This window comes from Collimonas rhizosphaerae (assembly GCF_038896935.1).
GTDB lineage: Bacteria > Pseudomonadota > Gammaproteobacteria > Burkholderiales > Burkholderiaceae_D > Collimonas > Collimonas rhizosphaerae.
The window spans coordinates 15,002-28,088 of the sequence record NZ_JBANDC010000012.1; the positions used below are offsets into that span (position 1 = coordinate 15,002).

Consider the following 13,087-nt stretch of genomic DNA (forward strand, 5'->3'; position numbering starts at 1 on the left):
GGGGAGAAGGTGTGAATCTATTTCCAGTGCTGTTTGGAACATCTCCATCGCCATTTGAACAAGCCTTAGTGCAGCGCGATGGACCCGGAGGCCGGGATGCGACAATTTTAAAGTTGCAGCAGGCGGAAATGGCGGCCAGGGCATATTTTGAACAAGGTGTCACACCAATCGAACGGGCATCTTTGCAAGCCTATATTGATGTGATCGCCTGCGCCAGGAACGAGTTGGAAAAGTTTACCCTCAAGCTTTAGCTCCAGATCATGCTTAGCAATTTTTTAGCACGGGGAAATCTTCAGAAATTGGTTATGAATATTTATTCTCAAATCGCTCGCAATCGGCGGAGGAACCTGTGGGGGTGATTGTGGTATTTTCAGATCGTGGCAAATAGAGATCGCTGTCAAGCAAGCGCTTCCGTTGACACGCTCAGCTTGAATGATGGCAAGAATTTTGCACAGAAAACCTTCATTCTCAGCGAATGTTGTGAGTTCACGATGGACAATTAGTGCGGGCAATTAGTTCGTATCGATGCTCCGAAAAAATTGTAATTGTCGTTATTTGATCTTAGGTCCTGCCTGAGAAAACCCGCCCAAATTGGGTAAGTAACTAGGAGAAATTTTCATGAATATCAATCACGTATCAAATGCACTGCCAATGCAGTTTCCACAAACAGACGGCGCAAAGCATAACTCTATATCGACACCAGCTACAGCTGTCAAAAATAGCGCCGAATTGAATTTCCTTACCGAGGGGACGATTGCGCCGCGCGGCAATCAAACTGCTCCTGTCGCTACCAAAGATCTCCTGGGTCTCGGCAGTGAAAGAAGAGATGCAACGTCAAACAGTATGAAGTCGGATTCAATCATGGGCCAGCAAGATGGAAAGTCATTTAATTTGATGGACACTTTCAAAGCTCTGTTTGATTCTGTAGAACAGCTTGCTGCTAAGGTGGGTTCGATGGCCAGCTCTGGATTGGCCGCAGTAATGTCAATAGTAACTCCCATCATTGGCTCTCTGAAATCGGTGGCGGGGATGATACCGGGCCTTCCAAAATTCTAGGGAGTGATGGTGTCGCAATGAAAAAAAAGTCAATCTTTTCACGCGAATTTTTGATGAACAAATGGAGATTTTAATATGATCAATAACGGGACTGATCGCTTCTTGGGCAGATCAACTGTGGCAGGTGTTGCGCAAGACAGATGCGCAACCAGTAAGAGGGGAGGGGAAGCCGATCCGATTTTGGACTTCGAGACGAGGAGATTCGGGGAGCAAAAGGAATTCTTCCTTGAATTCGCGCAGACTTGGCAAAATCTCGTAAATCAAGGGAAAGAAGAGCTGGCAAAGCGCATTTAGACATCTATAGCGTCGGAATTAATAGGATTCCTTAGGAATGGCCAAAAATCGATGATGTCGCCACGCCTATCTAAGACGCTGTGTTGACAGTGCGGAGGGTAACGACGAATGTCATTGGATCGTCGCCCCCCTGAAGTCAGGCATGGGCTGATAACCAGATTCACTCAGACTTCTCTTAAATGGAATGAGTGGGTACGCAGTGCAGTTGTCCGAATTTTTCGGGCAAATTTTTAATTTAATTGAATGAAGGAGTATGGATATGATTTCAAGTGTCGGTGCGCAAGCAATGGTATTGCTTATAGAAAAAGGAATTGAGGCCAGCAAAAAGGGACTGGAAAAGGCGCAGTCAATGACGGGTGGTGACGATGATAAGAAAATTGCCCTTGAAGCTGGCGAAATGCTGGCTACGGGTAATTTTTTTGGTCAAGTCGCTATGAATTTACAAAAATCCCAGAATGACGCGAAGCAGGGTATTGCGCAAAAAGTATAGCCATCCATCTGGTTGAAATTAGTATGCCAATTGGCAAAGGAGGGGCCATTGCCCCTCTTTTTCAGGAGCTGAGAATGTATGCCTCCAGTACGATACGTTTGATCAATAGTATTGCGTATTTTCTGCGCTTTCAGAAACAGTATCAGGCTGCCACACGTCTATTTTCTGCATTGCAGCGCTTTCAACCGGCGCGAGCTTTTCATCGCTTTGGTCAAGGGTTGGTATGTGCCGAGGAAGGAAAATATATCGAGGCCCAATCTCTGTTTCGCCAAGTATTGATGTACGAGCCTGAACACAGCTGCGCTTTGGCTTGTTTAGGTTTGGCGATGCGATATACCAATCATCCCGATTGGCGGCTACCCTTGGAACAGGCGAGGCGAATAAGTGACGAATTGGGTGGGAAGGAAATGGCAGAAGAATTATTGAATAGCATGGACCTAGTCGCAAAGAAAACACAACAAGTTCAATTATGTAAACCATCGCTGGCGCGCTTGCAGAAAATGCGCGTGCACTTGGGAGAATTGTAATGAGTATCTCGATTCAAGAAATTGCAGCTGCGAGCGCTGTTCCTGATGTGCGCAATTCGTCGCAGCACAATGAATTGCCGCCCGCAGCAGAGCTTACAGCGATTAATTTGCAGAGTGGAAGAAAGCCTCTCTCCGTGTATACCGCAGTGAGGGATGCTGACCAATTTCTTTCTGGGTTAAAGAGTCGCCAATCCATTGCGACATTACATCTGCTGCAGGCTAGGGAGTTGAATATGGTGGATGCATTCCACTTGTCCCAAGCTGCGAGCAATTATCACGTGACGGCGACGGTAATATCGAGTGTGACGAACAGCCTCAAACAATCGATGACAAGTCTCATGCAGCAACAATAGAGAAAGAGTTGACGTGCGTTCGACAATTTATAGAGGGAAATTTAAGTTGCTGGCGTTGCTGATTGTGATGCTGCTGACGGCATGTGGTAACGCGGCCTTGTATGATCAAATTGGCGAGGCTGATGCCAATGAGATGCTCTCGGTGCTGGGAAAAGCTGGTATCGCTGCTGAAAAAAGTCAACGCAGCGCCGACGGCTGGCGCATTGTTGTTGCAAGCTCAGATGTGTCGCTAGCGTTGGAGGTGCTTAATTCGGGCGGCTTGCCGCGTGAGCGCTTTCGCAATATTGGAGAATTGTTCCCGAAAGAAGGCTTAGTCTCGACTCCGGTGGAAGAACATATGCGTACCATCTATGCAGTTTCCCAAGAGTTGAGCCGCACGATCTCTGGTATCGACGGCGTCATCACCGCCCGTGTACATCTCAACATGCCGCGCAAGGAATCACTATTGCAGGCACCGCAAATAGCTACGGCGTCAGTGTTCGTCAAATACCGAGCGGAAGTTAATATGCAGCAGAACGTTCTGGCAATCAAGGAGTTGGTGATTGGTGCAGTCAAGGGCTTGGATCACAGTAACGTCATGGTAGCGCTGTTTCCTTGGTCACCACAATCAGCAACGACGACCTCGACCGAATATACCCAGGTTCTGGGGGTAGCCGTGTCGCCCAGGAGTTATGGCCGCTTAGTGTGGCTGGTGTACTTGCCGTGGGTGCTGCTAAGTCTGGTGTTTGCGGTGGCTTTGTTTGTTGTCTGGCATATGTTGGAAAGCAATTTTCTGGGTGACGGTGTTGGCGGACGTCTCAAACATTGGTGGCGCCAATTAAGGAGGCGTAATGTCTAAACAAACTTGCTCGACCACCGTCAAACGAATGCTGTGGCGTTTCAATGTCGAAGTGATTGCATATGCGCACCCACTTTGGTTGAAGTCATGGCCGGCACGGGCGTCGAAGAAATTGCACTCACAGACTCTGATCACGCAACTGGAGCTTGGCTTGGTCGACACGGCATGGATGACATCAAGGCGCGAGCGTTTAATGTTGCTGGATGCGTATGATCTCAAGAAATTAGCGAGGCTGGGAGCCGCACTTGGAGTTGCGGAACGTCTCAAATTATCGATACGAGGCAAGGAGGTGCGCGCTTGTGTACGAGTACTCGGACGCGAAACAGTCGATATGGCGTTGCAGTTGGAAAGTCACATATTGGCACAGCAATTCAAGCGGTTGACGGGTACCGACAGCATCACATCGCTGCCGCGGCATCTATTGGATATCCAACGACGCTTGTTGCGTACGTTGTGCGACAGCGTACCGAGCGCCGCGGCACAACGCATGCGACTTCGCTTTCGTCCAGGTTATTTTGATCGAGTAGGTGTTTTTGGTAATGACGCCGCACTTGCAGCGGCATTGCTGGATGCTGTGCCATATGCAAATTTGAGCGAGCAGGCAAAATGCATTTTACATTACTGAAGTCGCCTACAGAGGCACTATTTGTAACGGCAACTTCACGTCTGATTAAAGCCGACGCCTTGCGCGAGCTACACTGGGCAGCAGATTTGCGTGAAAGTTTTTTAGATGAGTTAGCGCAGATGAGGCAGCAGCGAGATGAGGCGTTTGACGCCGCGCGTAGCGATGGTTATCGAGCCGGTGAACGCGCCGCGTATAGCGATCTTACCGAGCGCCTCAGCGCATCCCACAAATTTTTGACGCAAGCACATGCCACATTCGAGCACACTTTCGCACGTGCCGTTGCAAGTGTAATTTCGCAGATTGTACGCAGACAACCGGATGCCGCGCTGATTCAGGCCGTCATACGGCAAGCTTATCTGGCTTTGGGGCGCGAATTGATGATGCGCGTAGTTGTCCATCCAGAGCAGCGCGATGCTACCCAAGAAGCGCTCAAAAATCTGATGCTAGATGCTGTGCCTGTTCTTGAGACGGATACCCGTTTGGCCAGGCATGCTTGTCGAATCGAATCGCAGTTGGCCGTGGTCGAGCATGATCTTGATGCTATGTTGGCAGGGATTGAGCGGGCGACACTATTGGCGCTGCAAGACTCCGTTGAATCCACCATGGTGGGTAATCAGGAAACAGCGTCATGAGCGCCACCGCTAACACTAGAAAGTCGTTTCAATGGCCGTTGCAGAGAATATCTAAGGTCGAATCCGATTTGCTCAAACGCTTGGCGCAGTTGAAGCAAGCGCGTTCGAGCCTATGTTGGTTGCCCGGATACCGAAGCGCGGAAGACACGCAGGCGGTACGACTGACCTTGGATATAGGTGGCGAGAGTGTACCTGTGTATGTCTGTCGCAATCGAACTTCAGAACGCTTGGGGCTTCACAGTTTTCCGACGGCGTCGGCAACACAACAGGCGGCATTGTGGAGCATGCGTGGCGGTCGTCTTTGGCAAGCGTTAGAGAAATTTTGTGGCGCACCAGTGTTAGTCAAGACGGCACTTACGGAAGTGCTACCTAGCGGCTGGCTGCGATTTTCCTTGCGTCTGGGGCGCGCAGAAATTGGCTGTTGGCTGGAGGCGGAGTCGCTATTGCGAGCGCTGCTTTCCCGCGTCGTCATACCACGGCCGTTGTTATCTGCGTTGGGCCAGTTGCGTTTCGTTTGTGCGCTACGAGCGCCATCCATTGTACTGACCTCTGAACAGTTACAAGACCTGAGACCAGGGGACTTACTAGTACTATCCTTTGACAAGGAAGCGCCGTTGATAGGCCAGCTGCTATTGCTTGGTTCTACGCTTGCCTCCCCCATTTTATATGACAGGAGCGGAATCATGACGATCGATAATCGTGTGGTGGAAATCATTGAAGATGTGAAATTGCCGTTGCGTGGTGAGATGGAAATAACGCTTTCAGTGGAATTGGCCACCTGCACTCTTTCGTTAGCTGAGCTAGCGGCATTGCGTAGTGGCAGTACGCTGCGTTTAAACAAGCAGTTGGATGAATTGACTGTGTTACTTAAGCACCATGGGCAGCGAGTGGCCAGTGGTAGCTTGCTGGATATTGGCGGCGTTCTAGGCATCCATGTGATCGACGTCGCATTAAGTACGGAAGCATGATTTTCGATCCACCAGTAGACTTAATTGTCTTGTCGCTGGGGTTGGCAATCGTACCTGCCGCCTGCGTATTGGTGACGTCTTTCACAAAGATCGCCATCGTATTGGCATTACTCAAGAATGCCATAGGCATACAACAGGTGCCTTCGGGCCTTGTCACCAATGCGCTGGCGTTGGTGGTGACGGCCTATATTATGGCGCCGGTCGCGCTCGAAGCGTCTGCTAACATGCAACAGCGGCCGGCGGGACAGCAGACAAAGGGCGAGTGGTTACTGGCCAGCATGGCGCAACCATTGAGTCGTTTCATGCTCAAGCATGTCGATCCTAAGGAACAAGAACGACTGCTGGCGACTTCCGAGCGCATCTGGCCAAAAGAAGTGTTTGCAAAGGCCACGCGCGATGATTTTTTTATTCTGGTACCGGCATTTGCTATTTCAGAAATTACTTCTGCTTTCAAAATCGGTTTCATCCTGTATCTGGCGTTCGTAGCAGTTGATTTGATTGTGGCGAATATTCTCATGGCGATGGGCATGATTATGTTTTCGCCGACGGTGGTATCGATTCCGTTGAAGGTAATTCTTTTTGTTGCGGCGGATGGATGGTCGCGCTTAATTCAATCTCTGATATTGAGCTATCAGTAATGATCGATTTTAGCCTCAGTTTCGCCCTGCATCGCTTTTTGATTCTGGTGTTGATGGTTAGTGCGCCTGTTGTGATAGCGGCATTTCTGGTGGGCATATTGGTTGGTATTGCCCAAGCAGTGACTCAGGTGCAAGATCAATCGATCGCATACGGCATCAAGATCGCTGTGGTGATTGTGATCTTAATCGCTTTCGGTAGCTGGATGGCGCAAGAAGTACTTGCGGTATTCGATAACGGTTTCGATTTGATTCCTGAAGTCGGACGCGGTAGTTTGCCTCGATGAGCTCTTTCGGCGATCTTGCCCATGGCATCATGACGCTAGCATTGCTTGTGACGCGTGGCTACGGTATGTTGTTGGCGATTCCGATGCTGATGAAAGCCGGTCAAGGGCGCTTGCTACGTCTTCCGATCGCGCTGGCGATAGCCTTACCGGCCTTTATTCCGGTCTATCAAGTGAGCATGCAAGATTTTTCGATGAGCAATACCGCGTTGCTGGTATTACGTGAATTCTTTTTGGGAGCGCTAGCCGGTGTATTTTTTTTCCCGTTGTTTGCAGTGCCACGGGCGGCGGGGACATTGGTAGATCAACAGGCAGGATTGATGTCTATTCAATTATTCGATCCGACGTCAGCGGAGCGTAGCTCTACAGTATTTGCCGACTTGTTCGAGCAATGCGCTTTGTTTTTGTTTGTTACAGCAGGTGGCTTTTCGGTATTGAGCGAAATGTACGCTGTCTCTTATTTCTTGTGGCCAGTGACGGCTGTTGGTTTCCCATCTGCGCATGACATTATGATGCTGATCCAGGAGGGAAGCAGTCAGATGTTGGCTGGCTCGATTGTCTATGCCGCACCAATGGTCGTGGTATTGATTGCGCTGGAATACGGCATCGGTCTGGTCGGCCGTGCTGCACCGCAGATCAACATTCTGACTACCGCTGTGGCCATTAAAATGGTGGCGGTCGCGTTGGTTTTGTTGGTGGGAGCTCCCCATTTTGTCGATGAATATCAATACGCAATGGCGGCGTTGTTGCATGGTGGCGAAGCGTTTCTAAAACTGACGTTGCAAAAATGAGTAACAAAAGTGAACGACCAACCGAAAGTCGCTTGCGACAAGCTCGGCGCGATGGAAAAACCTCGAAGTCAAAAGATTTAACGCAAGCTTTATCTGCTTGTATCTGGACCGGTATCTTGGTTTTGCTGTTCTTCCCCAGTTTTACGGGGGCATTGCAAATACTGCTAAATTTAATCAGTTTGATAGGAGCGCCGAAGCTGACGCCGGACCAATCGCTTGCCCACGCTGTCGGCGAATTGCTGTTGCCGGTCGTCCTGATGATATTCGGCGTAGCCATTGTCGGGGTAGTAATTGCGGTGACCCTTGAGCAATTGCAGGTCAAAGGGTTGTTCAGCGCAAAGCCGGTCACTCCCGATTTTACTAAGTTGAATCCCGTTAATCAGTTGAAATCTATTTTTTCTCAGAAAACCATCGTCGAGCTAATCAAAAACTTATGTAAGGTGAGCGTGGTAATTAGTATCACGATCGTTGTTATCCGTTTTTATTTTGCAGACGTATTACAACTATTTCGGGGGAGAGTGCTTGATGGCTTGATCGTCGCCGCCCATATGTTGTGTTGGCTAGGGGTGTTTTCACAAGGGACACTTCTTATTTTTTCCATAGCTGATATTTTCTACCAAAAATATGAATACATCAAAGGATTGAAAATGACGAAGGACGAAGTTCGTCGCGACCATAAACAACAGGAAGGCGATCCACATATCAAGGGCGCACGACGCCAATTGCAGTACGAATTGGCCAACGAACGCGGAGGACACGAGCAATCGTCTGCGCCAACGAATGGATAAACACGCATCATGACGACAAATAACAGTATCAGTGGTCGACTAAGAAAAATCGTAGAGCGCTTTGGTGACCATCTACCGATCTTTGCCGTGCTGGGCGTGTTGTGCCTGATTATTTTTCCTTTGCCGACGCCTGTGTTGGATGTTGCGTTGGCGCTCAATCTCACCCTGTCGGTGTTGATCTTGGCACTGAGCATCTACGTGCCACACGCTTTACATCTATCGACTTTTCCAACTTTGTTGCTGGTAACGACTTTATTTCGTCTTGGATTGAATATCGCATCGACGCGGCAAATCCTGCTCAATGGTTATGCCGGCGAAATCATCACCACTTTTGGTCGTCTGGTGGTGGGGGGCAACGTAATCGTTGGCTTCGTGGTATTTATTATTATCGCCATTATTCAGTTTGTTGTCATCGCCAAAGGTTCGGATCGGGTTGCCGAGGTTGGAGCGCGATTTTCCTTGGATGCCTTACCTGGAAAACAGATGGCGATTGATGCCGATCTAAGGGCAGGAATGTTAACCAAAGCCGACGCTTTGGAGCGGCGTCGACAATTGGAACAGACCAGTCAATTTTATGGTGCGATGGATGGTGCGAGTAAATTTGTAAAAGGCGATGCGGTTGCTGGTTTGCTGATTGCTCTGATCAATGTCATTGGCGGAATTTTGATTGGCTCCGCGGTAAACGGTCATCCATTAGCCGAGACTGCTCGGCTATATACTGTTTTAACAGTCGGTGATGGCTTGGTGTCGCAGATACCATCATTGCTGATTTCATTCGCCGCTGGCATTTTGATCACGCGCGTAGCCTCAATTGATAGCGACACGTCGGTTGGTGCCGACATCGGCAGGCAAATTGCAGCGCAACCTAAGGCAATGATGGCAGCGGCTGTCGTCGCAGTGGTTTTTGCGATGGTTCCAGGCTTTCCACTATTTGCTTTTTTGGGATTGGGCGTATTACTCGCGACCGCCGCACTCCTGATACCACGACTACGTGTCACAGGCAACAGTAAAGCGCAATTAAATCAACATTGGGCTCGCCGGGACGGAAGCACCCCAGGTGACGTTGGTATGTCGTTACCGTTGCATGTGCGAGTGGCGCCAGCTCTCCTCAACCGGTTCAGCGCACTCGAATTGGATCGGCGTTTGCTTGCGCTACGTGAGCGATTTCGTGAAAGCGGCGTGCCATACCCCGGGTTGCGCCTGAGTGGTGACAGTACTTTGGAAGTCAATTATTACGCGATTGATATCGATGAGGTGATGATTGCGCAAGGCAGTATTGTCCCGACTGTAGAGTCCAAAATTGGGGGGGCAATGCAACGTGTCACCCGTTCGGCGGCCTCAAGCGAGTCGGCCGCAGGTATCGAGCAAATTGTAAGCGGAGAGGCTGAGTTGATCGATGCTGTGACTCAGTTAGTGTGCCGCAAACCATGGCATTTTCTGGGGATACAGGAAACGAGCTATTTGCAGGAAGGACTGTCGCGCCATTTTCCGCAATTAGTGCAGCTTCTTAGCGAGAAAATCCCGCTCTTTTTGCTACGTGATGTACTGGTAGAACTATTGAAGTCGAACATAAGTATCCGTAATCTGCGTGCCATTGCAGAAGGATTGACTAAAGGGACGACGCATGCGAGTGATTTCGATGGGTTGGTTGCCGCTGCCAGAAATGCTTTGGCCAGCCAGATTTCGAACGTTTGGTGCGATGTTAATAAATCTCTCTCGTTGGTAGTTCTTTCTCCCGCTTTGGAAGCCTTCTTACGTCGTAAATTAATCGTTAGCGATCGTGGAAGAAGGATAGATGTGGATCTCAACGAACATCAAAGATTTTCGTTACGTATTATGGATGGCATGCGAGATGTGTGGCAACAGCATCAAAATGCTGTGTTGATTACAGGGCATGATTTGCGCAGCTCTGTGGAAGAATTATTACGTAACAGTGACATGCGTACCACCATACTGGCGGTAGATGAAATATCCGACGATGTCAGTTATCGGATTGTTCATACGATAGAATTTGACGACATAAGCACAGAGTCGGAATGAGAAAAAATGGATGTAACTGCGCGTAAAGAAACGAAATTACCTTGGGACTTCGTACGCTTTGAACTTCAGTTGCTACGCCATGTGGCAGGTGAGATACAAGGCACACGCTTCGGACGCTTGACGGAAGTAGTGGGCAATCAAGTGAAAGTGGCAGGAATTGCTTTAAGTATCGGCCAAATGTGCTCGCTGTCGCAACCAGGATGGCATCATGATGTGATGGCCGAGGTCGTCGGGCTTAGCTCCAATGGCGCGCTGTTGACCTTGTTAGGAGATACTGCAGGGCTTAGTAACGCGGCGCTGGTACGGCCGCTGTTGGGTGAACATTGTGTCGGTGTGGGGAACGCCTTGTTGGGGCGGGTGCTGGACGGGTTGGGAAATCCCATCGACGGTGGTTTGACGCTACATGGATTGATGCAGCGCCGCAGCAACGCGCCGCCGCCGGCGCCTCTGTCTCGTCCGTTAATTCGGACAGCGTTGACTACCGGTATTCGAGCAATTGACGGCTTCTTAACGACCGGCCGGGGGCAGCGATTCGGCATCTTTGCGCCTGCAGGAGTTGGTAAGAGCACTTTGCTTGGAATGATTGCAAAAGGTACACCGGACTGTATTTGCGTTATTGCCTTGATTGGGGAGCGCGGACGGGAGGTGCGCGAATTTTTGGACACAATACTGACGCCTCAGCAACTGGCCAACTCTGTGGTGGTTGTGGCGACTTCGGACCGTCCTTCCATGGAGCGAATCAAGGCCGCTTATACAGCTACTACTATCGCTGAATATTTTCGTGATCTTGGTCATGAAGTACTGTTGTTATTTGACTCCGTCACCCGATTTGCCCGCGCCCTTCGTGAAACTGGATTAGCTGCTGGCGAGCCGGCGGTACGCCGTGGCTATCCACCATCGGTTTTCACTACCTTGCCGAAGCTGGTGGAACGCGCGGGGCCGGCCGCAAAGGGAAGTATTACCGCCTTCTATACGGTTTTGCTGGAAGATGCAGAAATGGCTGACCCTATCGGCGAGGAAATCCGCTCCTTATTGGATGGCCATATTGTTTTATCACAAAAATTGGCGGGAGCGGGACATTACCCAGCCATCGACATTCGTGCCAGCATCAGCCGTTTGATGCCTCAACTGGTTGAACACGAATTTTTGCAGCTTGTTGCACAATGCCGGAAATGGCTCGTTAAATACGAAGATGCCGAACTTTTGCTGCAGATTGGAGAATATCAGAAGGGCAATGATCGGGATCTCGATAGCGCAATGCAGGCATACCAAGATCTCGCGGATTTCTTGAGACAAAGCGAGGACGAGCAGCCTATGTCAAATGAAATCAAGGACCATCTGTCAATGATCGTGCGGATGCACACCCCTGCTTAAGGAAAGACAGCACCAATGAAGAAACTTCCTCTGCATTCATTGATTGCTGTCATCGACATACGCATCGTACGAGCGCAAAAAACGTTGAATTTTATGCTGATCGAATTGTCCGAAACCCGAGAAAAATTCTCTCTTGCTATAAAAAAAGAACAGGCCTGGAAAAGGAAAAAAACAGAATGGGAGTGTGAATTTTCAAGTGCTAATAGTTTGGCCTTGTCGGTAAGGAATAGAGTCAATGTTTGCGCGAAAATTGATAGCATCGACGGTATGTTGGCGCGCGAAATACAAGAAAGACGTCTGTTGGAGGCTGATCTTCATGCCATTGAGGAGCAATGCCGGCTGCAACGAAAAATCATCATGAAACAAAATAAATTGAAAGAAATATTTCAAGAGAAAATCGGGGAAATTGTGCAACACCATGCGGAAAATTGCTCGCGGTAACACGCCGCGAATATAAGTTGCAGTAGTCGCGATCTGATCTAACATTCCCCTGTTTGACATGTGCAGTTGTCAGGTTAAATTCAGTTGCTCGGCGTCGTAATTTTATCTTGCCAAGTCTCCTTCTCGTCAATTGGTGTTTGCGTGGGCGTGCGACCGCAGACATCTTCCCTTGATGTGTGCGGTCGTTGTTGTAGTAAGTTAGCCAGTCGTCGAGATCGCTTTGCAGCTCTTCATTTGGGCGATATATCTTGCGTCGGAACGTGATCTGATAAAGCTTCTGCAGAATGGTTTTATGAAAGCGCTCGCCTATCCCATTAGTCTGTGGATGCCGAACCTTCGTCTTGGTGTGTTCCATGTCATTGAAGGCCAGGTAGAGCTGATAATCATGTGCTTCCGGCCTGCCGCAATATTCAGTGCTACGGCCGGTCAGCAGGTGGATCAATCCCATATCCCGTTCTGCCAAGAATGGTAACACCCGGTCATTCAATAGATCTGCTGCGGTGATTGGTGTCTTCGTTGTGTAGAGCTTGTCCGTCGCCCACTTCGAGTAGGTGTCGACACAGGTCTGCTGGTAGATTCGAGCTAGGTCCTCGGTGGTGCCGATATAGAAGGTGTTCTTGCTGCCAGATAGTCCGGGTACATTTAATACGTATACACCACCCTCAACTTAGTGGTGGAACCTATGCTTGATGCAGCATTCTGAAAAACAAAAAAATCTCCGAAAAAATCACTGCCGGATTCAACGTCTTCATCGGGCTTTCGGTCGCTCATGTTGTTCCACACATCATAGCGGATCGCCTGATTGCAACAGAACCAATAGGCAAGCACTTCGATTCACGTTTTTGGTAGGCCACTTTGGCATTATTTCTAATTTATCAATAAACTTGGTGATTTATGATTACGATACAATCCTCGACAAATTCCACAGTCAGTCCCTATTACAATAATGAT

At 49.3% G+C, this 13,087-nt stretch carries 16 protein-coding genes and 1 pseudogene; 16 read left to right on the top strand and 1 reads right to left on the bottom strand.

Going from position 1 to position 13,087, the window contains the following annotated elements:
- The first annotated feature begins 11 nt into the window (after nt 1-11).
- The 16 genes from V8G57_RS17075 (at nt 12) to V8G57_RS17150 (ending at nt 12,136) form a co-directional block, all read left to right on the top strand.
- Nucleotides 12-251, top strand: a complete 240-nt coding sequence (locus tag V8G57_RS17075) for a hypothetical protein (RefSeq protein ID WP_342830381.1) — start codon at nt 12-14, stop codon at nt 249-251.
- A 367-nt stretch (nt 252-618) separates the two neighbouring features.
- Nucleotides 619-1,056 carry a hypothetical protein gene (locus V8G57_RS17080; RefSeq protein WP_342830383.1) on the top strand — a complete coding sequence of 146 codons (438 nt, stop codon included), beginning with the start codon at nt 619-621 and terminating at the stop codon, nt 1,054-1,056.
- 553 nt (nt 1,057-1,609) lie between these two features.
- The gene (locus V8G57_RS17085; protein WP_342830384.1) at nt 1,610-1,840 is read left to right on the top strand and encodes a hypothetical protein; all 231 of its coding nucleotides are present in this window, start codon (nt 1,610-1,612) and stop codon (nt 1,838-1,840) included.
- 23 nt (nt 1,841-1,863) lie between these two features.
- The gene (locus tag V8G57_RS17090) at nt 1,864-2,367 is read left to right on the top strand and encodes an HrpB1 family type III secretion system apparatus protein (RefSeq protein WP_342830385.1); all 504 of its coding nucleotides are present in this window, start codon (nt 1,864-1,866) and stop codon (nt 2,365-2,367) included.
- Complete coding sequence (locus V8G57_RS17095; protein ID WP_342830386.1) at nt 2,367-2,720, top strand: hypothetical protein; 354 nt, start codon at nt 2,367-2,369, stop codon at nt 2,718-2,720. The genes V8G57_RS17090 and V8G57_RS17095 overlap by 1 nt, the downstream gene beginning before the upstream one ends.
- Nucleotides 2,721-2,733: 13 nt before the next feature.
- Nucleotides 2,734-3,558, top strand: coding sequence for a type III secretion system inner membrane ring lipoprotein SctJ (gene sctJ / locus V8G57_RS17100; protein ID WP_342830387.1), 825 nt, complete (start codon nt 2,734-2,736; stop codon nt 3,556-3,558).
- On the top strand, nt 3,551-4,183 hold the full coding sequence (locus V8G57_RS17105) for a SctK family type III secretion system sorting platform protein (RefSeq protein WP_342830388.1): 633 nt from the start codon (nt 3,551-3,553) through the stop codon (nt 4,181-4,183). Before sctJ ends, V8G57_RS17105 begins: the two co-directional genes overlap by 8 nt.
- Nucleotides 4,165-4,815, top strand: a complete 651-nt coding sequence (locus tag V8G57_RS17110) for a FliH/SctL family protein (protein ID WP_342830389.1) — start codon at nt 4,165-4,167, stop codon at nt 4,813-4,815. Before V8G57_RS17105 ends, V8G57_RS17110 begins: the two co-directional genes overlap by 19 nt.
- Nucleotides 4,812-5,783, top strand: coding sequence for a FliM/FliN family flagellar motor switch protein (locus V8G57_RS17115; RefSeq protein WP_342830390.1), 972 nt, complete (start codon nt 4,812-4,814; stop codon nt 5,781-5,783). The genes V8G57_RS17110 and V8G57_RS17115 overlap by 4 nt, the downstream gene beginning before the upstream one ends.
- A complete protein-coding gene (gene sctR / locus V8G57_RS17120; protein ID WP_342830391.1) occupies nt 5,780-6,421 on the top strand; it encodes a type III secretion system export apparatus subunit SctR in 642 nt (213 codons plus the stop codon). The genes V8G57_RS17115 and sctR overlap by 4 nt, the downstream gene beginning before the upstream one ends.
- Nucleotides 6,421-6,705 carry an EscS/YscS/HrcS family type III secretion system export apparatus protein gene (locus tag V8G57_RS17125; RefSeq protein WP_342830392.1) on the top strand — a complete coding sequence of 95 codons (285 nt, stop codon included), beginning with the start codon at nt 6,421-6,423 and terminating at the stop codon, nt 6,703-6,705. The genes sctR and V8G57_RS17125 overlap by 1 nt, the downstream gene beginning before the upstream one ends.
- The gene (locus tag V8G57_RS17130; protein ID WP_342830393.1) at nt 6,702-7,493 is read left to right on the top strand and encodes an EscT/YscT/HrcT family type III secretion system export apparatus protein; all 792 of its coding nucleotides are present in this window, start codon (nt 6,702-6,704) and stop codon (nt 7,491-7,493) included. Before V8G57_RS17125 ends, V8G57_RS17130 begins: the two co-directional genes overlap by 4 nt.
- Nucleotides 7,490-8,281, top strand: a complete 792-nt coding sequence (locus V8G57_RS17135; RefSeq protein ID WP_342830394.1) for an EscU/YscU/HrcU family type III secretion system export apparatus switch protein — start codon at nt 7,490-7,492, stop codon at nt 8,279-8,281. Before V8G57_RS17130 ends, V8G57_RS17135 begins: the two co-directional genes overlap by 4 nt.
- Nucleotides 8,282-8,290: 9 nt before the next feature.
- Nucleotides 8,291-10,321: a flagellar biosynthesis protein FlhA gene (locus V8G57_RS17140; protein WP_342830395.1), complete on the top strand. Its 2,031-nt coding sequence runs from the start codon at nt 8,291-8,293 to the stop codon at nt 10,319-10,321.
- Nucleotides 10,322-10,327: 6 nt separating this feature from the next.
- Nucleotides 10,328-11,695, top strand: a complete 1,368-nt coding sequence (locus tag V8G57_RS17145; RefSeq protein WP_342830396.1) for a FliI/YscN family ATPase — start codon at nt 10,328-10,330, stop codon at nt 11,693-11,695.
- 15 nt (nt 11,696-11,710) lie between these two features.
- Nucleotides 11,711-12,136 (top strand): hypothetical protein, encoded by a 426-nt coding sequence (locus V8G57_RS17150; RefSeq protein ID WP_342830397.1) that lies wholly within the window; start codon nt 11,711-11,713, stop codon nt 12,134-12,136.
- 80 nt (nt 12,137-12,216) lie between these two features.
- On the opposite strand, the pseudogene V8G57_RS17155 reads toward V8G57_RS17150, so the two are convergent.
- Nucleotides 12,217-12,773, bottom strand: a pseudogene (locus V8G57_RS17155) (integrase core domain-containing protein); the annotation flags it as partial.
- Between the last annotated feature and the right edge of the window lie 314 nt (nt 12,774-13,087).